Here is a 20,912-nt window from a genome sequence, read left to right as displayed (position 1 = left end):
GATTAGACAGAGGCGTGATCCACCCATAGGCTTGCTGCAGCCCACCAAGGAAGGAGCCCACCATGCCAAGGAACATTCCCCGCAAGCCGCTGTTACTCGCGGCTTGCCTTGCCGTCTTTCCGGCCGCGGCCGCACAACAGGCAGCCGACCAAAATGCCCCCGAGGCAGCGACCGGCCGATCCGCCCAACATCTCGCCCAGGGTAAAGAGTGGATGGTAGCCACCGCCAACCCCCATGCCAGCGAGGCAGGGGCCGCCATGCTCCGCCAGGGCGGCAACTCCATTGATGCCATGGTCGCCATCCAACTGGTCTTGGGGCTGACCGAACCCCAGTCGTCTGGCCTCGGCGGCGGCGCCTTCCTCGTCTACTGGGACAACGACCAACAGGCACTGAGAACCTTCGACGGGCGGGAAAGCGCCCCGCTCGCCGTCACCCCGGTCCTATTTCAGGACAGCAAAGGCCAGCCGCTGCAATTTTTCGACGCCGTGGTCGGCGGCCGCTCTGTCGGTACCCCGGGAACGATCAAGCTGCTGTGGCATACCCACCAGCGGCTCGGCAAACTACCGTGGCGCGAGCTGTTCAGGCCTGCCCAAGCACTGGCCAACAGAGGTTTTACCGTCAGCCCCCGGCTCGCCGCTCTTATTGCCAAGGATCAAGAACACCTGCGACGTTTCGATGCCACCCGAAACTATTTCTTTAACCGCGATGGCCAGCCGCTGCAAGCCGGGGACACCCTGAAGAACCCCGCCTATGCCGCAACGCTCAAGCTCCTGGCAGAAGACGGGCCACGCCCTTTCTACAGCGGCGAGATAGCCCGTGACATCGTCAATACCGTGCGAAATGCCCCCGGTAACCCCGGGGTTCTCAGCTTGATGGATCTCGCCACCTACCAAATCAAAGAGCGCCCGCCCGTCTGCGCTCCTTACCGCCAGTACCAAATCTGCGGGATGGGCCCGCCCAGCTCCGGGGCCCTGACCCTCGGCCAGATCCTCGGCACCCTCAGCCACTACCCGCTGGGCCAGCTCGGCCCCGACAATCCCGAAAGCTGGCGCCTGATCAGCGATGCCTCTCGGCTTGCCTTTGCCGATCGCGGCCGCTACATCGCTGACAGCGATTACGTCCCGGTACCCACAACCGGACTGCTCGACGAGGATTACCTGCGCCAACGTGCTGCACTGCTCGACAGAGATACCGCACTACCCGAGGCACTGCCGGGCAACCCACCTTGGCAGCATGCCCTGCACTATGGGGCCGACCAGTCCCTGGAGCTCCCCTCCACCAGCCACTTCTCGATTGTCGATGCCAATCGCAACGTGGTCTCAATGACCACCACCATCGAGAACGGCTTCGGCTCCCGGCTCATGGTGCGCGGCTTCCTGCTCAACAACGAGCTCACCGACTTCTCGTTCCGCAGCCATAATAACGGCCACCCCATTGCCAACCGGGTCGAGCCGGGCAAGCGCCCCCGCTCCTCGATGGCCCCGACCATCGTGATGGCAAACGGGAGCCCCTATCTGGCCATCGGCTCCCCCGGCGGAAGCCAGATCATCGGCTACGTTGCCAAGACCCTGATCGGCCACCTCGACTGGGGACTGGATCTGCAACAGGCCATCGACCTGCCCAACATGAACAACCGCTTCGGCCCAATAGAAATCGAGGCCGACACCGATGCCGACCACTGGAAGCCCAAGCTCGAGAAGCTCGGATTCAAAGTCCAGCTCAAGCCGCTCAATTCAGGCGTGCAGGCCATTGCCATTGATGGCAAACAACTCTCCGGAGCGGCGGATCCGCGCCGTGAAGGCACCGTGATCGGCCACTAACCTCAACCGATGGGCAAAAAAAGGCCCGCCGGTCGAACTGACCGGCGGGCATCGTCTCTTTTGCAATAGGGTGCTCAGCGCGCAGCGCTTACATCGGCTGCAACTTGGCGTATTGGGTCACCAGCCATTTGATCCCCTCGCCGTTGAAGGCAACCTGGACCCGACTCTGGGCACCGCTGCCCTCAAAGTTGATAATCGTACCTTCGCCAAATTTAGGGTGCATCACGCGCTGGCCGAGGGTGTAGCCGGTCTGGTTGAAGTTCTCGCTGACCACCGACTGACTGAAGCGCCCGCTGCTGGCAGGTCGCGACACCTTGGCTTTCATCCGGACCTCCTCGATATGCTCCTGCGGGATCTCGCGGATAAACCGTGACGGCTTGTGGAAGTTATCCTTGCCGTACAGGCGGCGCATCTCGGCATGGCTGATGTACAGCTTCTGCATCGCACGGGTCATGCCCACGTAGCACAACCGGCGCTCCTCCTCGAGGCGGCCGACCTCCTCGGTCGTACGCGAGCTAGGGAACATCCCCTCCTCGACGCCCACCATGAACACCACCGGGAACTCGAGGCCCTTGGCACTGTGCATCGTCATCAACTGCACCGCGTCCTCGAAATCATCGGCCTGCCCCTCGCCGGCTTCCAGCGCCGCATGGGACAAGAAAGCCGACAACGGGCTCATCTCGACCGCCTCTTCCGGTACCTCGAACTGGCGGGTTGCCGTCACCAGCTCCTCAAGGTTTTCGATCCGGGCCTGGGCCTTCTCGCCTTTCTCCTGCTCGTACATCGCCCGCAGCCCCGAGTTGCGGATCACCTCGTCGGTCTGCTGGTAGAGCAGCATATCGCGGGTATCATCCTCAAGGGCATTGACCAGCTCGATAAAACGGCGCAACGAGTTGGCCGCCCGACCGGCTAGCGCCTGCTCCTCCAGCAAAGCCACACAGGCCTGCCACATAGTGGCCCCACGATCGCGAGCCGCCATCCGGATAGTATCAAGGGTGCGGTCGCCCAGTCCCCGGGCCGGGGTATTGACCACCCGCTCGAACGAGGCATCATCGTGGCGGTTGGCAATCAGGCGCATGTAGGCCAGCGTATCTTTGATTTCCTGACGCTCGAAGAAGCGCATACCGCCGTAGATCCGATAAGGCATTCCCGCCTGGATCAACGCCTCTTCCAACACCCGCGACTGGGCGTTGCTGCGGTACAGCATCGCGGTCTCGTTCAGGGCTCCGCCCTGATCCTGCCACTCCTTGATTTTGCCGACCACGAAACGGGCCTCGTCGAGCTCATTGAACGCCGAGTAGATCGAAATCAGCTCGCCCTCGCTCCCCTCGGTCCAAAGATTCTTGCCCATCCGCTCATTGTTGTTGGCGATAAGGCCGTTGGCAGCCTTAAGGATATTGCCGGTCGAGCGGTAGTTCTGCTCGAGGAATATCGACTTGGCATCCTTGAAATCATTCAAAAAGCGCTGGATGTTCTCGACCTTGGCGCCGCGCCAGCCGTAAATCGACTGATCGTCGTCACCTACAATCATGACATTGCACTGCGGCCCCGCCATCAAGCGCAACCAGGCATACTGGATGTTGTTGGTATCCTGGAACTCATCGACCAGAATATGCTTGAAACGGGCCTGGTAGTGCTCACGGATATGCTTGCTATGCTTGAGCAGCTCATAGGATCGCAGCAGCAGCTCGGCAAAATCCACCAAGCCAGCCCGATCACAGGCATCTTGATAAGCCGTGTAGAGGCGCAGCCAAGTCTGCTCAACCGGATCGCTGAAAGTCTCGATGTGCTGCGGGCGCAGCCCCTCGTCTTTCTTGCCGTTGATATACCAGGCAGCCTGGCGTGCCGGCCACTGTTTCTCGTCAAGGTTCTGGGCCTTGATCAGGCGGCGGAGCAAGCGCATCTGGTCGTCAGAATCCAAAATATTGAAATCCTCCGGCAGCTTGGCGTCAAGGTAGTGGGCCCGCAGCATCCGGTGGCACAGACCGTGGAAGGTGCCGTTCCACATCCCCGACAGCGAGCCCTGCATCAGCTCGTTGATCCGGCCGCGCATTTCCGCCGCCGCCTTGTTGGTGAAGGTCACCGACATAATCGAGTACGGCGAGGCCTGCTCAATAGCCATCAACCAGGCGATGCGATGGACCAGAACCCGGGTCTTACCACTTCCCGCACCCGCCAGCACCAAATAATTACCCAACGGGGCCGCTACTGCCTCGCGCTGCTTGTCATTAAGACCATCTAACAGAAGTGATACGTCCATCGCTCTCTACTGGTTATTTATACAATGGTAGAGATTATAACCACAAAGCCCACCGGGATGCGAGGACACACAGCCATCGGCACCATCCCGCCAATTACCGGCCCCTGCCTGCCGAACCCATTGCAGCTGTTGCTAAACCGCTCAGCCTATCATGGCTAATATTTCACCTAATCAAGCGCTTGCCTATTTCTGTTTTGTTCTATGATTGGAAAGGCGATTGTTAATACATCGTTAAAAAAACAAAGAAGGGCTGAAAGATTTCCGTCGATCCCCCTTTCTTATGTAGCAGAGCACCATGAGGTGCCACCCAAGGAAGCAGATATGCTCCCAATACAGTCAGCGAAACAAAGAGGAATGACCATGAAGAAAACCACCAATATCGCACTTGCTTCAGCCGTAACCGGCCTACTTGCCCTTGCCGGGACGGCCATGACCACAACCACAGCCGTCGCGGCTGAGGGCAAAGAGAAATGCTACGGCGTGGTCAAGGCCGGCAAGAACGACTGTGCGACCAAGACCAGCTCCTGTGCCGGCACCTCGAAAACCGACAACCAGAAGGACGCCTTCGTAATGGTACCTAAAGGCCTGTGCGAGCGCCTTGTCGGCGGCTCTACCAAGTCATCCTAAGCCCCCCAACGCTATCAGCCACGAGAAAGGAAGAGATATGAAGAAGTCGAATATCGCTGTCACGACAGCCGTATCTGGCCTGTTGGCCTTGGCCGGGGTAGCCCTAGCCCCTTCCGTCGCCCATGCGGCGGACAAGGAAAAATGCTACGGCGTAGTCAAGGCGGGCAAGAACGACTGCGCGACCAAGACCAGCTCCTGCGCCGGCACCTCGAAGACCGATGGCCAGAAAGATGCCTTCGTGATGGTACCCAAGGGATTGTGCGACCGCCTCGCAGGCAGCAGCAAGGAGGCCAAGTAATTGAGCCGCCTGTCACCACAGGCGATGGTCGGGGTGGGGCTTCGGTCCCCCCACATCGACCAAGTCCTCGCCGAGCGGCCTGATATCGGTTGGTGGGAAATCCACAGCGAGAACTATTTCAACCCGGTCTCGGCTGCCCGCCAGCAGATACGGGAAATCGCCGAACACTACCCCGTCAGCTGCCACGGTATTGGCCTGTCGCTGGGCTCGGCCGATCCCCTCGATAGCGCCCACCTCTGCCAGCTAAAGGGGCTCATCGACGAGCTCGCCCCCATCGCCGTCTCCGACCACCTCAGCTGGAGCTCGGTGGACGGGGAGTACTTCAACGACCTGCTGCCGCTGCCCTATACCGAAGAGGCACTCTCGCACTTCTGCCGCAAGGTCGAACAGGTGCAGGACTTCCTCGGCCGCCGCCTATTGGTCGAAAACCCGTCCAGCTACCTCCAGTTCAGCCATTCCACCATCCCGGAATGGGAGTTCCTGAACCATGTCCAGCAACGTACCGGCTGCGGCCTGCTGCTGGATCTCAACAATATCTACGTCAGTGCCTTCAACCATGGCTTTGACTGCCAGCAATACCTCGCCGCTCTCGAACCGAGCGCCGTCGGGGAGATCCACCTCGCCGGATTCACCGCCAGGCAAGTCGACGATGGCGAGATATGGATCGATACCCACAGCCGCCCGGTCAGCGATCCGGTCTGGCAGCTCTACCGCCAATGGATCCGCCAGCATGGTCCGGTCCCCACCCTCATCGAGTGGGATTTGGATATCCCGGCCTTACCCGTACTGCTGGGCGAAGCCGCCAAGGCCCGCGACATACTGCAGCAGGAGGAACGCCATGACTCACCCGCCTGAGGCTCTGAAGGCTATCCAGCAGGCGTTTGCCGAAGCCCTCCGCTACCGGCCAAGCACTGCTGCCGCCCACATACATCAAGGCCGCTTCCCGGCCGAGCAACTTTTGCAGATCTACCGCAACAACTTCGTGATCAGCCTGTCCGAAATACTGGCGGCCACCTACCCCTGCTGTCTTGCCGTCGTTGGCGAGGAGTGCTTCGGACAACTTGCCCGCCAGCATGTACTGCGCACCCCGCCCACCGAAGGGGATGTCAGCCATTACGGGGCAGGGCTTGATGCGACCATCGCCCAGCAGCCGGAGCTGCTTGCCGCCGTCCCCTACCTGCCCGATCTTGCCCGTCTCGAATGGGCCGTGGACCGAGCCGGCCAATATGCCCCGCCTCCCCACGCGTTTCCTTTCGAACAGCTGGCCCTTGTCACCGAGGACAACCTCGGCCAGCTCCGGCTGGAGGTGGAACCCTCAGCCCAGCTCATCGATGCCGCCAGCCCGGCTGCCAGCCTGTGGCAGATGATCACCCACAACGAGGTAGAGCCAATCGATCTCTCCGCCCCCGAGTCGGCCGTCGTCTGCCAAAGCCACGACGGGATCCGCGTCATCGCCACCACCTCGGACGGTACCGATTTGATCCGGCGATGCCAATCCGGCCAACCCCTCGGGACAGCCTCCCCTGCCATGCTGGCCATTTTGGGGGAGTTACTCCAACACCACTGCTTCACCGCTATCCATGGCCTGCCACAGGGAGACTGCGCATGCTGAATTTCTTCAAGAACCTTGATGCCACAGCCCAACGGCTGAGCGACCCTCTGATCCCGTTTCTGCTCCTGTTCACCCGGCTATGGGTGGCATGGGTCTTCTTCAAGTCGGGGATGGTCAAGTACACCACCTGGGACAGTACCCTGTACCTGTTCGAATACGAATACCAGGTCCCTGTCATCCCGTGGCAAATGGCGGCCTACCTCGGTACGGCGACCGAGTTGATCATCCCGGCCTTTCTGGCCCTCGGCCTGTTCACCCGCCCCATGGCACTGATCCTGTTCGTCTTCAACATCATCGCGGTGGTGTCCTACCCGCTTCTCTGGGAAAAAGGCTTTTTCGACCACCAGCTATGGGGAATGATGATGCTGATGAACATATTCTGGGGAGCAGGGATGCTCTCCCTCGACCGCTTATTCAGCCAGCCCCCCAAGCAGAGCCTGCTCGACTAGTCGCTCCTACGGGCAATAAAAAAGGACAGCCAAACGGCTGTCCTTTTTATATTAACCATACCCCGTCAACAATCAGGACGGCAGCAATGACAACAGCTGCGACAATTCGCTGATCTCAACATCCGGCACCATCTGGCCACGCGACTGCTCAACCAAAGAGCGCTGCTGGTCATTGAACCAACACGCCATCATGCCATAGCGTTTGGCCCCGGCAACATCGCTCACTAGGTGGTCGCCGACATGGAGGATCTCGCCAGGAGCCAGACCAAGTAGCCCCACCGCCTGCCCGAACAGGTCGGGCTCCGGCTTGGCAAGGCCGTCACGCCCGGCCTGCAAGACGGCGGAGAAATACCCATCCAACCCGATTTTCGCGGCATCGACATTGCCGTTGGTAATGGCAACCAGCGGCAGTTGCTGTTGCAACAAAGCCAGTACCCGGTGAGTTTCATCCGGCACCTCAACCTGATTGCGCACCGTCAGCACTGTTTCAACCCCCTCGGCGGCGGCTCTTTCCGCCAACGCCTGCGGGTAGCCCAGCTGCATCAGTCCGATCTTGAGCAGCTCGAAACGCCAGGCCGTCACGTCATGCCGCAACATGGGATCCGCCTCGGCCAACGTCATCTTGAGCGACTGCCAGTGATCCCGGCCCAACGTCCGGGCCACCGGATGGCAGGTATCCAGCCAGTCGAACATCGCCTGCTCGGCATGGCGGATCACCGGCCGGTTGTCGTAGAGGGTATCGTCGAGATCAAAGGTTATCGCCCGCGGCGGGGCAATACGGCGGTAAAACTGCATGGACACGGTTCCTTTGCTGCTAGCGCTTGCCGCGCTTGGCCCGCGGATGGGCCTCGTCATACACCTTGGCAAGGTGCTGGAAGTCGAGGTGGGTATAAATCTGGGTTGTCGTCAGGTTGGCGTGGCCCAGTAACTCCTGCACCGCACGCAAATCCCCTGATGATTCCAGCATATGAGTCGCAAAGCTGTGGCGCAGCTTGTGCGGGTTAATGTGACTCGACACCGCCTGCTTCTGGCCCCACTCGGCCATCCGCTTCTGGACGTTGCGGTTGGAAATCCGCACCCCGAGCTTGGAAACGAACAGTCCCGGCTCGTCAGGCTTGGCGAGCTGGCCGCGCAACCGCAGCCAATGGCCGACCCATTCCCGGGCCAAGCCCGCAAACGGAACGACCCGCTCCTTGTCACCCTTACCAATCACCCGCAAGTCCCCCTTGCGAAGACTGATATCCTTAACATTCAAGCCGACCAGCTCGGACAGACGCAGGCCTGCCCCATACATCAATTCCATCATCGCCCGATCACGGACTGACAGGGGATCCTCGCCGTCTACGCTGAGCAGCTGGTCCATCTCGTCGACATCGAGGTTTTTCGGCAATGGCCGCGCCTTGCGGGGTGCCGAGACCCCCTTGGCCGGGTTGGCCTTGAGATCGCCCTGTCCCACCAAGTAGTCAAGGAAACTGCGCAGGGACGACAGGCGCATCGCCAGGCTGCTGGCCTTGAGGCCATCTCGCATCCCCTTACTTGCCAACTGGCGAACCCAACCGGCATCGACCTTACGCCAGTCGTCAACGTCAAGCGCCGCCAGCTGCTCTGCCATGGTGGTCAGCTGGCGCTTGTAGTTCTGCTGGGTATGCAGGCTCAGCTCACGCTCGCTGCGCAGGTATTCGAAAAAGCGCAGCAGCGGCTGTTCCAATCCTTGCGGCAGGCTCACCCGATCACCTCGCGGCTGTATTCCCAATGATGGATAAGGCGGGTCAGAACCATCGCCAACTGCTCAACAAACAGGGTGTCCATCTCGGGTTGAAAATGCCCGCCGTCGGCACTGGCGAAGCTCAGCACCCCTATCGACCGCTCGTTGCCCAGCGGCAGGACCACGAACGATCCCAAATGCGGCGGCTCGTCAAACAGCATCTCGCTCTCCTGCTTGCGCAGGCGGCCAAGGTAAACCGGGCGCGACGACAAGCGCGAGCATCGGAAACTGTCGAAACTACGACGGGCCAAATACAGGCTCTCGTCGAAACTGTCGAACAGGCGCAGGCTGACGGCCAGCCCCATGCTATCTGCCAGCGATTCAAGCACCATCAGGGCCTGGTAAATATTATGGGTCTGCAGCAGCTCCAGCTGGGTCCGAGAAAAACGCTCAAAGAGATCGCTGTTCTTCAAGGCAGCCTTGACCATGGCGGCCATCTGCTCTTCCTGCTCGACGATCTGGCTGCGCAACCGCTCAAGCTGGATATCCACCAGAGACACCACCCCGCGTTCGTGGTGGTGAACCTGAAGGCGACCCAGCAAGTCCGGGTTGCGAATGAAAAAATCAGGGTTAGCGGCAAGAAAACCCGCCACTTCCTGTTCAGTCAACGAGACGCCGTCCTCTTCGGGGCGAGCGTCCAGCTGATAAATATCGGTCATAGTGTAATTTGTCCATCAAAGACATGTTCGGCAGGGCCCATCATGTGCAATGGGTGCCCTTCGCCCTTCCAGCGAATATGCAAATCACCGCCCGGCAGCGAAACCGTCACCTCTTCATCAAGCAGCCCCTGAAGGCGGCCCACAGCAACAGCGGCGCAGGCCCCACTCCCGCAGGCTTGAGTTTCCCCAGCCCCACGTTCGTAGACCCGCAATTTCACCTCATTGCGGCTAATCACCTGCATGAAGCCCGCATTGACCCGCTCAGGAAAGCGCTCATGAGACTCAAGCAATGGCCCGAGGGTCTCGACATCAGCGGTATCGACATTGTCGACCACAGTGACGCAGTGGGGGTTGCCCATACTCACGGCACCGCAGAATAAAGTCTGCTCACCCGCTCGAAGAATATAGGTTTTCTCGCTCTGCTTGGCCCGCATCGGTATTTTTGCAGGATCAAAGGTCGGCTCGCCCATGTTGACGGTCACAAGATTGTCGTCGCCAAGCTTGAGTACCATCTTGCCGGCCTTGGTGCTGACAGATACATGGTATTTGTTGGTCAGCCCCTTCATCCAAACGAAGCGGGCAAAACAACGGGCGCCATTGCCGCATTGCTCCACTTCACTGCCGTCGGCGTTGAAAATCCGGTAATGGAAATCCGTCTCGGGATCATAGGGCGGCTCAACAACCAGCAACTGGTCAAAGCCGACACCGCGGTGGCGGTCGGCCAAGCGCCGAATCGCATCCGGCGAGAAGAACACGTTCTGGGTAACGCAGTCGACAACCATAAAATCGTTGCCTAAACCATGCATCTTAGAAAAGTGAAACTGCATGATGATCCTTATCGTTATTCTGGCAACAGGTGCTCAGAACGCCATAGCTCGGCCAGCTCCTCACGTTCGCGAACGACGTGGATCTGCTGACCATCAACCATGATTTCTGCTGCCCTTACCCGAGTATTATAGTTAGATGCCATGACGAAACCATAGGCACCCGCCGAACGTACTGCCAGCAAATCCCCCGCCGCTAGGCATAAATGACGATCCTTACCGATAAAGTCACCGGTCTCGCAAATCGGGCCGACGAAATCATAGGTTTTAGCCTCGCCGTCACGCGGGCGCAGCGGGATGATCTCCTGCCAGGCCTGGTAAAGGGTCGGACGGATCAGATCATTCATTGCCGCATCGACAATGGCGAAGTTCTTGTGGTCGGTATGCTTGAGGTACTCGACCCGCGTCAGCATCACCCCGGCATTGGCGGCAATCGCCCTGCCTGGCTCGAAAACCAATTCAAGCTCAGGGTAATCCACCAACCGTGCCATCAAGGCCTCGGCATACTCCGATGGCGCAGGTGGCTGCTCGGCGCTGTAAGTCACGCCCAGCCCACCACCGACATCGAGGTGCTCGATGGCAATCCCTTCCGCCTTGAGGAGGTCGATCAGTGCCAGCAGGCGGTCTGTCGCATCAATAAACGGGGAGAGCTCGGTCAGCTGCGAGCCGATATGGCAGTCAATCCCGGTCACCTTGATATTCGGCAGCTGCTGGGCCAGACGGTAGACATCCGGGGCGCGGTCAAACGCGATCCCGAACTTGTTATCGCGCAGGCCGGTCGAGATATACGGGTGGGTCTTAGCGTCGACATCCGGGTTGATCCGGAGTGATATCGGTGCCACCTTGCCCATCTCGCCAGCAACCTGATTGAGACGCTCAAGCTCCGGCTCAGACTCGACATTGAAACATTTGATCCCCAGCGAGAGGGCACGCTGCATTTCGGCAGCCGTTTTGCCCACGCCAGAAAAGACGACTTTGGCCGGGTCACCGCCCGCTGCAATCACCCGCTCCAACTCACCGCCGGAAACGATATCGAACCCCGAGCCCAAGCGTGCCAGCACGTTGAGCACCCCGAGGTTAGAGTTCGCCTTGACCGCATAGCAAATCAAATGGGGATGGTCATCCACCGCCCGGTCAAAGGCATGCCAATGACGCTCGAGGGTTGCGCGAGAATATACATAGAGCGGCGTGCCGAAACGCTCAGCCAAATCCGCCAATGCCACATCTTCGGCCCACAGCTGGCCGTCTTGCTGGTAATTGAAATAATCCAATGTCGTCTCTTCCCTGTATTAGTCGTTATTGCTGAGGCTGTTGCTGCTCGGTATCGTCAGGCATATACAACGGGCCGCTCTGACCACAGCCTGCCAGGGCGAGAACACCCAGAACCAAAATTGCCAATAAACCTTTACGCATTTTTTAAAGCCAGTGATAATCATGTGTTAGCCCCCTATAATCGCACCCATACTAGGAAAAGCAATAGGACAGACTGGGATGAATGATACAGAATTTCACAAGTTAGCCGATGACGTGCTAATGAGCATCGAGGAAGGCATCGATGAATCAGGTGCTGACATTGAATACGAGACGATGGGCAACGTGCTGACCCTTGAGTTTGAAAACCGCAGCCAAATCGTGATCAACCGTCAAGAACCCCTGCATGAAATTTGGCTGGCGTCCAAGTCAGGCGGCTACCATTTCAAATATCAGGACGGCCAGTGGCGCTGCACCCGCAGCGACGAGGAGCTGATCAGCCTGGTCAAGCGCGAATGCAGCGCCCATGCCGGCGAGAGCGTTGACTGGTAATCCCAGCCCGGGACACATGATATAAAAAAAGCGAGGTGTGATACCTCGCTTTTTAATCTCTGCGTAATGACGGCGATCAGCGTGTCATCATATTGGCCGTCACGACTGAGGCCTCGATATTGTTGGCCGCAGGCCGGCGTGATGGCTGCTGCCCGCTCTTGAACGGCAGCACCCGCAACTCGCCATCCTCGCCGCGGGCAATATCGTAGAACTGCGGCAGGTTGAAGTTGATGAAGTTGACGCTGTAGCTGAACCTGTCATGGGCCGAGGTATAGAAACGGTTCACCCCGTGGACCATCTCGTCCTTGTCGCCGCTGCACTGGCGGTAGACCTCGATCCGGTTGGCCTCATCGAGAATATAGATGTTGAAGCCTTCCTCGCAGTCCTCGAAGAAAAACTGGATCAGCCCCTCGCTGGCATAGGAGTCGACGATTTCAGGCGGATGCGGCTCGTCAGTTTTGCCCATCACCAATGTCGCGGAGCCCAGCAGCTTGTTGGACGAAATACAGCTGTAGAAATCAACCGAGTTCTCCAGCTTCTGAACCGATACGCCGCGGCGCTCGAAGAACAGGCCGTGGGTCTGCTCGCCGATCCGGATGGCCTTGAAACGTCGACGCTTCTCCTGCTCCACCGGCTTGAGGCGCATCTCGATACATTCCGCCACCAACTGGTAAACCAGGTTGCGGATAAGGCCGCGCATATGCTTGCTGTAACAGAACACGTCAACCGACTCCGGCGGCAGCGCGTCTTGGTGCATCTTGCCGAGGATGGTCTTGAGTGCATCGAGCATGGCGTTCTGGCCCGAGAAGTTCAGGGTCCGCACCTCGTTCCACGAGTTGCGGTAAACCAAATCGACACTGCCCACCAGACAAGCCTGCTCGGGACCGTAGCTGAACACATCGGTGTTCTTGAAGTCGAAGCGGATCGCACGGTTCTTGAGCTGGGTCGTCGGATCGTTCTCAAGGTTGATAAACAGACCGAGCTGGCGGATCTCGCACGGGCTCGACAACGCCTGCAAACTCGGCTGCGGGCGGCGGATCGGGAACGTGTTGCGGATATCGCTCACCAGCTGGTAGAGCTTATCGATATCCATCGCCGAATCACGCACAACGGTATGAAGGTGGGTCGACTCGGTCAGCAGACCATTGAAATAGGCCCATGCCACCAGCTTGCTGAGATAGCGGTTGTGCTCCAGTGCCGGACGGCCAAGAATGGCAAACGGATCCAGCGACTGCTTGTAGAGATACCAGCCAGCCGCATTGGTTCGTCCAGCGGGTACTTGAATAAGGGTCAAATCCTGCTCGTGCAAATCCGGCGACAGCTGCGGGTTAAGCAACGTCACCTTGCCCGGCAGCACCTCGAAGGCCGCATACAGTTTGCGGGCGAGAATACTGATGTCCTCGGGGCTGATAGCCGAAGTGATATTGTTGCGGCGCGCAAAGCGGATCAGGTTCCGGTAGCTAAGCATCAAGGCGTCAAGCAGCTCGTTGTGGGCAAACTTGACCAACTCGACTTTCCAGTTACGGCGGTTATCGAGCTCCACCAGAACTTCACGCGACCACTGCCACTGTGTTACCAAATCCTCGAGCACCTTACGCCGCCAAGGCACCGAGCCGGACATCGGCTTGCGGGTCAGCTTCTCGTGCGTCTTGAGATAGAAGCAGCGGCGGACCAAATCCAAACGACGATGGTCATTGATCCGCTCCAGATAGCGGGTCACCTTTTCCAGCATCAGGAAATAGGCATCCATACAGAACTCTGTGCGATCGATGGCAAAAAAACGCCGCTTGCCGTCTACACTCAGCAGCTGGGTATGCGGATACTCCCACGAGTAGGCCTCGAGCAAAATGGCCTTCAGCACGGATTTGTACGGCGAGTCGATGCTCTTGTAGAGCTGCCATAGGCTGGAGCCGAAATACTCCTCGGCAGGGATCCGTGACAGGCCACCGAAATCAATCCACTCATCACGACGGATATACCCACCCTTTACCAGGTATTGGATATAGTCGTCGTAACACTCTTCCATTTCCGGCGGTACCATAAACCACAATAGCGGCAGGCCGGCCAGACACACCGCCGAACGGTAAAACTCGTCAAGCAACAGCAAATGCTGGCTCGAACCACAGTTATCACCGGTCATTTCTTCGGAAAAGTTGTCGCGGAAGCGATTTTCGTCAATCAGGAAAAAGTTGGCTTCTACCCCTTGCGCCATCGCCCATTCGGACACCAGCGAACACTTGGCGTCGAGAATCTTGCGATCGTCGGCAGACATATCGGTACCGATACAGACCCAGATGTCGAGATCGCTGGTCTGACTCTGACCAAGCGACGAGGTACTGCCCATCGCATACAGGCCAAGAATCGGCATCGGGTGACCAGACGGAGACGGGATAGACGCAACGGACGCTGTCAGCGCGCAGTCATCGACGAACTGCTGCTGTTCGGGGGAAGGTGAAAACGCCGCAATACCCACGGGCGCAGCCTGATCCAAATAGCCAGGCACGGCAGGGTGGTTATAGTGAAGCAGTGCCGGCAGGATATTGAATACCTGTCGGGATGTCGGGGTCATCGCGATACGCGCGCGCTCCAGCCTAAGGGTATTAAGCTGTGCCAACCTGCTGTTTAGCGTTTCGATATAGTTCTGCAAAATACTCTTCCAAGAGCTGCCAGCTTGAGAGCGGCCCAAATCTTGTCACTAAAGCGGTAGACGAGACGCTACCCGGGAGCAAAAACGTGATCAATCTAACAGTTTTTGTATTAACCGTAAAGATAGTGACGTTTCATGACAAGTTGTTAATGGACTGAAATCTTGCCAGCCGACTTTCCATAGCCTGTTCCATCAAACCTGCGCACTGGAGGTCAAGTTCAGACCTGCCGTGTCGCCTGCATAGATAGTGTAAACGATATGTGAGAAATATCACATTAATAACGCGCAATAGCAAGACACGGCGGAGACATCACATTCCCAGCGACACATAAATTACCATCTAGGCCAATGAATGGTAGGATTAAAGCCATTACAGAGACCTATCAAACTGTGGATTTTCCTCTATGACAGATTCCCCGATCCGTATCGCCACCCGCAAAAGCCCGTTGGCCATGTGGCAAGCCGAATTCGTAAAAGACGCCCTTGAACAGGCCCATCCCGGCATCGTTGTCGAACTGGTACCTATGGTCACCAAAGGCGATATCATCTTGGATACCCCACTGGCCAAGGTCGGCGGCAAGGGGCTGTTTGTCAAAGAACTGGAAGTCGCGATGCTTGAAGGCCGCGCCGATATCGCCGTGCACTCCATGAAAGACGTACCGGTCGAGTTCCCGGAAGGCCTCGGCCTGGTCACCATCTGCGAGCGCGAAGATCCCCGCGATGCCTTCGTCTCCAACCACTACGACAATATCGACGCCCTGCCAGCCGGCGCCGTTGTCGGCACCTCCAGCCTGCGCCGCCAGTGCCAGCTCCGTGCCCAGCGCCCTGATCTCGTTGTCAAAGACCTACGCGGCAACGTGAACACCCGCCTGGCCAAACTGGACAACGGCGAATACGACGCCATTATCCTTGCCTGCGCCGGCCTGATGCGCCTGAAAATGGAAGATCGGATCCGCTGTGCCATCGCACCGGAAGTCAGCCTGCCAGCGGTCGGCCAAGGAGCAGTCGGTATCGAATGCCGCCTTGACGATACCCGCGTTCGCGGCCTGCTTGACGCCCTCAACCATCCAGAAACCGCAACTCGCGTACTTTGCGAGCGAGCCATGAACAACCGCCTGCAAGGCGGCTGCCAAGTACCTATCGGCAGCTACGCCCTGCTAGACGGCGACCAAATCTGGCTTCGCGCCCTTGTCGGCGAGCCTGACGGCAGCAAGATTGTCCGCGGCGAAATCTCCGGCCCGGCAGCCGATGCCGAGCAGCTGGGAACCGCCCTCGCCGACCAACTGCTGGCCGATGGTGCCAAGACGATTCTGGACACCCTTTACGGCAACGCCTGATGACCATACTGATCACCCGGCCCTCACCGGATGGCGACCAACTCACCCGGCAGCTCAATGCTGCCGGCTACCCGGCCATTGCCCAGCCCCTGCTCGAAATCGCCCCCGGAAATGGGCTCACAAACCTCCCGCAACAGCTTGAAACACTTAAAAATGGCGATTTCCTGATTGTCGTCAGTGTTAACGCAGCCAACCTAGCGCACAATTACTTAATGTCGATAGGTGCCAGCTGGCCAAAAAACGTGCATTATATAGCAGTCGGACAGAAAACCGCCGAGGCGATGAAATGCCATACAGGCCTACCGGTCCATACCCCGCTCGAGCGCAGCGACAGCGAAGGGCTGCTGGCCCTGCCCGTTCTCAGCAACGTCAACCAATGCCGGGTGCTTATCCTCCGCGGCAACGGCGGACGGGAATTGATCCGAGAGCAATTGGCCAGCGCGGGCGCCGACGTCAGCTACTGCGAGGCATACCAGCGTTGCTGGCTGCCACTTGATGGTGAGCAGCTCTGCCAACAATGGCAGCAAGCAGGTGTCGATTCCATCGTCGTGACCAGCGGCGAGCAGTTGGATCGATTAGCCCAGCTGATACCCGACAGCGCAACGGCTTGGTTTTTCCAATGCAAGCTATTCGTACCAAGCCAGCGAATCGCAAACCAGGCAGCCATGCTTGGTTTCCATTTAATTTCCAATGTGAACAGCGCAGCCAACGGCCCGCTCTTCACTACCCTAAGCAATAAAGGCACGATGGGATAATCGGATGACTGATAAAAAAACCAATAATGAGACGCCTGCAGATAAGCAACAATCCGCAGCAACCACGACCTCTGGCAAGCAAGGAAGCGCAAGTGCCAAGCCGCAAGCGCCCGCCTCTGAATCCACACCGAAAAAGCCAGAACAAAACACCCAAAACGCCGCCGAGCACACCCCTTCCAAACCAACGGAAAAATCCGGTGGCAGCAAAACTGGCGCTATCGCCATTGCCCTTGTTATCGCCCTTGGTGCTGGCCTCTACTACCATGGCCACCAGCAGACCCTAGCCCAAAATGCCAAGATGGCTGCACTGCAAAAGGAAATCGCAGGCCTCAATACCGCCCTTCAGGCCGCCCAGCAAAAAACACTCGAACAAGTCAACAGCGATCTCCAGCGCACCGAAGTCTCGATTGAACAGCAAAACAAATCCATTACCGGTCTTCAAATGGCCCTGTCTGAAATGGAAGGCCGCCGTCCAAACGACTGGCTGCTGGCCGAAGCGGACTACCTAGTCAAAATGGCTGGGCGCAAACTGTGGCTTGAGCATGACACTGCCAGCGCCACGGTGCTGCTTGAATCCGCAGACCACCGCATCGCCGAGCTCAACGATCCGAGCCTGACACCTATCCGCCAGGCCATGCACAGTGATATCACCGCCCTCAAGGCCGTGGCAAGAATCGACCGTGACGGGTTGGTTATGCGCCTGACCAGCCTTCAGCAACAAGTTGCCAAGCTACCGCTTGCCAACGCCTTCCTGCCTGAAGCTGAAGTGGTCGAGCAAAAGGAAATCTCTGGCTCAATCCATGACTGGAAAGCCAACCTGATGACATCGCTAAAGAACTTTGGCGAGCACTTTGTCACCTACCGCAAGCGTGACGGCAATGTCACCCCGCTTCTGACTCCGCAGCAAGACTTCTACCTGCAGGAAAATATTAAGTCGAAGCTGGAAACGGCCATCAAGGCGGTCTACCGTGAGCAAGGCGGCCTATATACCCAATCACTGACCATGGCCAAAGAGTGGGCAGAGCAGTTCTACAACCTTGAGGATCCTGCGGTACAGAGCTTCATCGCCACCCTCGACAAGCTGACCAAGGAGCCAATCGAAGCGAGCTACCCAAGCAAGCTGGATTCCCAGCCTTTGATCACCGACGCCATCAGCGAGCGCCTGCGCCAGCAGGTCAAGCCACTTAACACAGAGGAGACGGCGGCATGATCCGACTTCTACTGCTGGTTGCCGCACTGATTGCCGGCATCGTGGCTGGCCCGATGCTGGCCGGCAACCAAGGCTATGTCCTCATTTCGGCAGCCAACCAAACCTTGGAAATGAGCCTAACCACACTTATTTTGCTCATCATCGTGTTGTTCGGCGTGTTCTTCCTGCTCGAAACCCTGATCAAGTGGCTGCTATCCCTAAGCAGCACGACCCGTGGCTGGTTCTCTGGCCGCAAGGCCCGCAAGGCACGTGCTCAGACCTCACTCGGCCTACTGCGTGTTATTGAAGGCGACTGGAAACAAGCTGAGAAGCTGGTTGTGAAATCAGCCAAGCACAGCGACAGCCCGGTACTGAACTACCTTGCCGCCGCGGAAGCCGCACAGGGGATGGGCAATGCAAGCCAGCGGGACGAGTACCTCAAGCTGGCCGCAGACACCGACGGCCAAAGCCTAGCGGTTGCCTTGACCCGAGCAAAACTCCAATACCAACAGCAGCAGTACGAGCAGGCTATCGCCACCCTCCAGGGGATCAAGCAAGACCACAGCCGCAACCCGGTTCTACTGGGCCTGCTCAAGGACAGCTACCTCAAGCTGGAAGACTGGAAACCGCTGCTGGCTATCTTGCCTCAGCTTGAAAAGGCCGGTGTCGTCACCGCCGAAGAGAGCGCCGAGCTGGCCATCAAGGCCGAGTGCGGCATCATGCAGCACCTTGCCAAGCAGCACGGCAGCGAAGGGCTAATGGGTCACTGGAACAGCCTTGGCCGCAAGACCAAGCAACAGCCAGCGCTTGTTGCCTGCTTCGTCAAGCTGATGAGCGAGCACAATGCCGACAGCGAGGCTTATACCGTACTGCGCGACGCCATCAAGAAGAGCAACGACGAGTCGCTCATTGCGCTCGTACCACAGCTGAAACTGGCTGATAGCCATCCAGCTATCGTCAAGCTGCAGGATCTACTGCGTTATGACAGCAGCAACCCGAGCACCCACAGCGCCCTGGGCCAGCTACTGATGCGCGAAGGCAAGTTCGACGAAGCCAAGGCACATTTCGAAAAAGCCATCGCCCTGCGCCCAGACGTCAGTGACTACAGCTACCTAGTCGAGGTCCTTGACCAACTCAAGGATCCAAAAGGTGCAGCCGAGGCTTCGCGCCAGGCATTGACGCTCGCACTACCGGTCAGAAGCTGAACCGAAATCACAATAATACCCCGATAACAAAAAGCACCCTTACGGGTGCTTTTTTATGTCAGAAAACAATAATTTATATTTCTGAAATCCTACAATTGTTTCCAACTGTTAACAGCAGTTTCAGCGTGTTATCACCCCATTGCTAGCACTATGTAAAAACGATTCAATAGCCATTCATCTTGCTCAACAACAAATGGATAACTAACTATGGATATGCTTCCTTGGTTAATCGTTTCAGGGATTATTGTTTCGGTGATCACCTGCCTGATGACTGCAGTACTGATCAAAGAGTCGTAAATAAACATAAAAAAACCTCCGGCTCGGAGGTTTTTTTATCGCTCTCTACACAGAGACTACATTACGATGACTGCAGTGATTCCCTGACCTTATCCAGCACCTTGTCATAACGCCGGGCCGCCTTCATGGCCTGCTTTAGCCGCTTGGCCTTCTTTTTGGCAAGCTTCTTGAGACTCTTCATCTGCTTGGCCTGCTTTTTGGCCGATACCTTATCCTTTTCCAAGGCGGCAGGTTCACGCTGAGGCACATCCTCGCCCAGCACCGGCAACGTCACCTCGTCGGTACGCTTATCCGTCTTCTTGATTGCCAGAGGCTTGCACAAGTGCCCCTTATCACTGGCTGCGCGGGCGCAGCTCGTACAGACATACTTAGGGGTCCCTATGATCTGGCATATCTGCGGAAACCTCTCGGCAATTTCCGCACTTCGGTATTTGCATAGTGACTTAGCCATGCTTCCTCCTGTTGGTTCCGGTCGTCACAGGGCTGACTCCACAACGCCGGATCATTCTTATGTACCAACAATATAACCCCAAGCAGCCTCATTGTGCGCGTTAATCCGAACCGGGGCCGGCGGCTACTTCATCGCCGCCTTAACGTAGACATCAAAACGGTTTTTCTTGGTCTCGATAGCCATCGCCGGGGCTTGCTCTGCCAATGGCTCGGCATAGTCGGGACGCTTAACCACCACCCGCTTGGTCGCCAGTGCCAACGCTGGAGCCAGCAGGCTGTCTGCATCATCGTCAGCCCCCACGAGACTCTGGAATACCCGCATCTCCTTCTTCACCAGCGCCGACTTCTTCTTGTGCGGGTACATCGGATCAAGATAAACCACATCAGGGGCCTCGAAGTCCGGGTCGGCTGCCAGTTGCGACAGGGCATCATGACTCGATGCATGGATCAGGCTCAGGCGCTCGCTGACCCAACCACCGATTTCCGAATCGGCCTTGGCACGAGCCAAGCCGTCATCGAGCAACGCCGCCACCACAGGATGACGCTCAACCATTTGAACCCGGCATCCCAGCGAGGCCAAAACAAAGGCATCTCGGCCCAAGCCAGCAGTACCGTCCACCACTCGAGGACTGACACCGCCCTTGAGGCCAACCGCCTTGGCGATCGACTGACCGCGGCCGCCACCGAATTTACGGCGATGGGCCACAGCCCCGCCAGCCAGGTCAACATACACCGCACCCAACTTTGGCTCATCGCGCTTGTGCAGCTCAAGACGCTCGTCTGTCAGCACCAACGCAAACAGACTATCGGGATCATGGTGCAACCCCCAGCGCTCGGCGAGTAAGTCGAGTTCTGGCTGACGTTCAGGCTGGTGACAAAGTAAAGCTATCTGCACGGGGTTCTCCGGTAATAAGG

The 20,912-nt window shown here is 57.9% G+C and carries 21 protein-coding genes; 11 read left to right on the top strand and 10 right to left on the bottom strand.

Annotated features, from left to right (window positions below; all coding sequences use genetic code 11):
• Nucleotides 1-62: 62 nt before the first annotated feature.
• Nucleotides 63-1,820: a gamma-glutamyltransferase gene (ggt, locus tag ACSF8X_RS02470; RefSeq protein WP_500850626.1), complete on the top strand. Its 1,758-nt coding sequence runs from the start codon at nt 63-65 to the stop codon at nt 1,818-1,820.
• Nucleotides 1,821-1,908: 88 nt separating this feature from the next.
• Here the strand turns inward: ggt and uvrD are convergent, their stop codons facing one another.
• Nucleotides 1,909-4,080, bottom strand: coding sequence for a DNA helicase II (uvrD, locus tag ACSF8X_RS02465; protein ID WP_500850625.1), 2,172 nt, complete (start codon nt 4,078-4,080; stop codon nt 1,909-1,911).
• Between the two features lie 360 nt (nt 4,081-4,440).
• Here uvrD and ACSF8X_RS02460 point away from each other — a divergent pair, with 360 nt between their 5' ends.
• The 5 genes from ACSF8X_RS02460 to ACSF8X_RS02440 are packed head-to-tail and all read left to right on the top strand — an operon-like array spanning nt 4,441 to nt 7,066.
• A complete protein-coding gene (locus tag ACSF8X_RS02460; protein WP_047877635.1) occupies nt 4,441-4,707 on the top strand; it encodes a BufA1 family periplasmic bufferin-type metallophore in 267 nt (88 codons plus the stop codon).
• A 37-nt stretch (nt 4,708-4,744) separates the two neighbouring features.
• Nucleotides 4,745-5,005: a BufA1 family periplasmic bufferin-type metallophore gene (locus tag ACSF8X_RS02455; protein ID WP_047877636.1), complete on the top strand. Its 261-nt coding sequence runs from the start codon at nt 4,745-4,747 to the stop codon at nt 5,003-5,005.
• A gap of 24 nt (nt 5,006-5,029) precedes the next feature.
• A complete protein-coding gene (gene bufB, locus ACSF8X_RS02450) occupies nt 5,030-5,860 on the top strand; it encodes an MNIO family bufferin maturase (protein ID WP_500851128.1) in 831 nt (276 codons plus the stop codon).
• Nucleotides 5,844-6,617 carry an HvfC/BufC family peptide modification chaperone gene (locus ACSF8X_RS02445; RefSeq protein ID WP_500850624.1) on the top strand — a complete coding sequence of 258 codons (774 nt, stop codon included), beginning with the start codon at nt 5,844-5,846 and terminating at the stop codon, nt 6,615-6,617. Before bufB ends, ACSF8X_RS02445 begins: the two co-directional genes overlap by 17 nt.
• A complete protein-coding gene (locus ACSF8X_RS02440) occupies nt 6,611-7,066 on the top strand; it encodes a DoxX family protein (RefSeq protein WP_500850623.1) in 456 nt (151 codons plus the stop codon). The genes ACSF8X_RS02445 and ACSF8X_RS02440 overlap by 7 nt, the downstream gene beginning before the upstream one ends.
• Nucleotides 7,067-7,138: 72 nt before the next feature.
• Here ACSF8X_RS02440 and yigB read toward each other — a convergent pair whose 3' ends face one another.
• From yigB to lptM, 6 genes are read right to left on the bottom strand one after another with little or no spacing between them, the layout of a single operon-like run.
• Complete coding sequence (gene yigB / locus ACSF8X_RS02435; RefSeq protein WP_500851127.1) at nt 7,139-7,861, bottom strand: 5-amino-6-(5-phospho-D-ribitylamino)uracil phosphatase YigB; 723 nt, start codon at nt 7,859-7,861, stop codon at nt 7,139-7,141.
• A gap of 19 nt (nt 7,862-7,880) precedes the next feature.
• Nucleotides 7,881-8,792 (bottom strand): tyrosine recombinase XerC, encoded by a 912-nt coding sequence (gene xerC / locus ACSF8X_RS02430; RefSeq protein ID WP_500850622.1) that lies wholly within the window; start codon nt 8,790-8,792, stop codon nt 7,881-7,883.
• Nucleotides 8,789-9,490 carry a DUF484 family protein gene (locus ACSF8X_RS02425; RefSeq protein WP_500850621.1) on the bottom strand — a complete coding sequence of 234 codons (702 nt, stop codon included), beginning with the start codon at nt 9,488-9,490 and terminating at the stop codon, nt 8,789-8,791. Before ACSF8X_RS02425 ends, xerC begins: the two co-directional genes overlap by 4 nt.
• Nucleotides 9,487-10,317 (bottom strand): diaminopimelate epimerase, encoded by an 831-nt coding sequence (gene dapF, locus ACSF8X_RS02420; protein WP_047877643.1) that lies wholly within the window; start codon nt 10,315-10,317, stop codon nt 9,487-9,489. The genes ACSF8X_RS02425 and dapF overlap by 4 nt, the downstream gene beginning before the upstream one ends.
• A 14-nt stretch (nt 10,318-10,331) precedes the next feature.
• On the bottom strand, nt 10,332-11,585 hold the full coding sequence (lysA, locus tag ACSF8X_RS02415) for a diaminopimelate decarboxylase (RefSeq protein ID WP_047877644.1): 1,254 nt from the start codon (nt 11,583-11,585) through the stop codon (nt 10,332-10,334).
• Between the two features lie 25 nt (nt 11,586-11,610).
• Complete coding sequence (gene lptM, locus ACSF8X_RS02410) at nt 11,611-11,727, bottom strand: LPS translocon maturation chaperone LptM (protein WP_084722154.1); 117 nt, start codon at nt 11,725-11,727, stop codon at nt 11,611-11,613.
• A gap of 78 nt (nt 11,728-11,805) precedes the next feature.
• Here lptM and cyaY point away from each other — a divergent pair, with 78 nt between their 5' ends.
• Nucleotides 11,806-12,117: an iron donor protein CyaY gene (cyaY, locus tag ACSF8X_RS02405; protein WP_047877645.1), complete on the top strand. Its 312-nt coding sequence runs from the start codon at nt 11,806-11,808 to the stop codon at nt 12,115-12,117.
• Nucleotides 12,118-12,193: 76 nt separating this feature from the next.
• Here the strand turns inward: cyaY and ACSF8X_RS02400 are convergent, their stop codons facing one another.
• On the bottom strand, nt 12,194-14,764 hold the full coding sequence (locus tag ACSF8X_RS02400; protein WP_084722155.1) for a class I adenylate cyclase: 2,571 nt from the start codon (nt 14,762-14,764) through the stop codon (nt 12,194-12,196).
• A gap of 404 nt (nt 14,765-15,168) precedes the next feature.
• On the opposite strand from ACSF8X_RS02400, the gene hemC reads away from it, so the two are divergent.
• The 4 genes from hemC to ACSF8X_RS02380 are packed head-to-tail and all read left to right on the top strand — an operon-like array spanning nt 15,169 to nt 19,250.
• Nucleotides 15,169-16,101, top strand: a complete 933-nt coding sequence (hemC, locus tag ACSF8X_RS02395; protein ID WP_047877646.1) for a hydroxymethylbilane synthase — start codon at nt 15,169-15,171, stop codon at nt 16,099-16,101.
• Entirely contained in the window at nt 16,101-16,856 is a 756-nt protein-coding gene (locus ACSF8X_RS02390) for a uroporphyrinogen-III synthase (RefSeq protein WP_047877647.1), read from the top strand. Before hemC ends, ACSF8X_RS02390 begins: the two co-directional genes overlap by 1 nt.
• Nucleotides 16,857-16,860: 4 nt before the next feature.
• On the top strand, nt 16,861-18,066 hold the full coding sequence (gene hemX, locus ACSF8X_RS02385; protein WP_500850620.1) for a uroporphyrinogen-III C-methyltransferase: 1,206 nt from the start codon (nt 16,861-16,863) through the stop codon (nt 18,064-18,066).
• Nucleotides 18,063-19,250: a heme biosynthesis HemY N-terminal domain-containing protein gene (locus ACSF8X_RS02380; protein ID WP_500850619.1), complete on the top strand. Its 1,188-nt coding sequence runs from the start codon at nt 18,063-18,065 to the stop codon at nt 19,248-19,250. Before hemX ends, ACSF8X_RS02380 begins: the two co-directional genes overlap by 4 nt.
• Before the next feature lie 358 nt (nt 19,251-19,608).
• Here the strand turns inward: ACSF8X_RS02380 and ACSF8X_RS02375 are convergent, their stop codons facing one another.
• Complete coding sequence (locus ACSF8X_RS02375; protein WP_500850618.1) at nt 19,609-19,998, bottom strand: hypothetical protein; 390 nt, start codon at nt 19,996-19,998, stop codon at nt 19,609-19,611.
• 123 nt (nt 19,999-20,121) lie between these two features.
• Nucleotides 20,122-20,892: a class I SAM-dependent methyltransferase gene (locus ACSF8X_RS02370; protein ID WP_500850617.1), complete on the bottom strand. Its 771-nt coding sequence runs from the start codon at nt 20,890-20,892 to the stop codon at nt 20,122-20,124.
• Between the last annotated feature and the right edge of the window lie 20 nt (nt 20,893-20,912).

Source organism: Photobacterium panuliri, assembly GCF_059920555.1.
The sequence above is the reverse complement of the archived record's forward strand: the minus strand, read 5'-3'. Positions and strand labels throughout refer to the sequence as shown.

What these genes read in the sequence shown, in the direction of transcription:
- ggt (WP_500850626.1), top strand. Translation starts at nt 63, where the DNA reads ATGCCAAGGAACATTCCCCGCAAGCCGCTGTTACTCGCGGCTTGCCTT.
- uvrD (WP_500850625.1), bottom strand. Translation starts at nt 4,080, where the DNA reads ATGGACGTATCACTTCTGTTAGATGGTCTTAATGACAAGCAGCGCGAG.
- ACSF8X_RS02460 (WP_047877635.1), top strand. Translation starts at nt 4,441, where the DNA reads ATGAAGAAAACCACCAATATCGCACTTGCTTCAGCCGTAACCGGCCTA.
- ACSF8X_RS02455 (WP_047877636.1), top strand. Translation starts at nt 4,745, where the DNA reads ATGAAGAAGTCGAATATCGCTGTCACGACAGCCGTATCTGGCCTGTTG.
- bufB (WP_500851128.1), top strand. Translation starts at nt 5,030, where the DNA reads ATGGTCGGGGTGGGGCTTCGGTCCCCCCACATCGACCAAGTCCTCGCC.
- ACSF8X_RS02445 (WP_500850624.1), top strand. Translation starts at nt 5,844, where the DNA reads ATGACTCACCCGCCTGAGGCTCTGAAGGCTATCCAGCAGGCGTTTGCC.
- ACSF8X_RS02440 (WP_500850623.1), top strand. Translation starts at nt 6,611, where the DNA reads ATGCTGAATTTCTTCAAGAACCTTGATGCCACAGCCCAACGGCTGAGC.
- yigB (WP_500851127.1), bottom strand. Translation starts at nt 7,861, where the DNA reads ATGCAGTTTTACCGCCGTATTGCCCCGCCGCGGGCGATAACCTTTGAT.
- ACSF8X_RS02425 (WP_500850621.1), bottom strand. Translation starts at nt 9,490, where the DNA reads ATGACCGATATTTATCAGCTGGACGCTCGCCCCGAAGAGGACGGCGTC.
- dapF (WP_047877643.1), bottom strand. Translation starts at nt 10,317, where the DNA reads ATGCAGTTTCACTTTTCTAAGATGCATGGTTTAGGCAACGATTTTATG.
- lptM (WP_084722154.1), bottom strand. Translation starts at nt 11,727, where the DNA reads ATGCGTAAAGGTTTATTGGCAATTTTGGTTCTGGGTGTTCTCGCCCTG.
- cyaY (WP_047877645.1), top strand. Translation starts at nt 11,806, where the DNA reads ATGAATGATACAGAATTTCACAAGTTAGCCGATGACGTGCTAATGAGC.
- hemC (WP_047877646.1), top strand. Translation starts at nt 15,169, where the DNA reads ATGACAGATTCCCCGATCCGTATCGCCACCCGCAAAAGCCCGTTGGCC.
- ACSF8X_RS02390 (WP_047877647.1), top strand. Translation starts at nt 16,101, where the DNA reads ATGACCATACTGATCACCCGGCCCTCACCGGATGGCGACCAACTCACC.
- hemX (WP_500850620.1), top strand. Translation starts at nt 16,861, where the DNA reads ATGACTGATAAAAAAACCAATAATGAGACGCCTGCAGATAAGCAACAA.
- ACSF8X_RS02380 (WP_500850619.1), top strand. Translation starts at nt 18,063, where the DNA reads ATGATCCGACTTCTACTGCTGGTTGCCGCACTGATTGCCGGCATCGTG.
- ACSF8X_RS02375 (WP_500850618.1), bottom strand. Translation starts at nt 19,998, where the DNA reads ATGGCTAAGTCACTATGCAAATACCGAAGTGCGGAAATTGCCGAGAGG.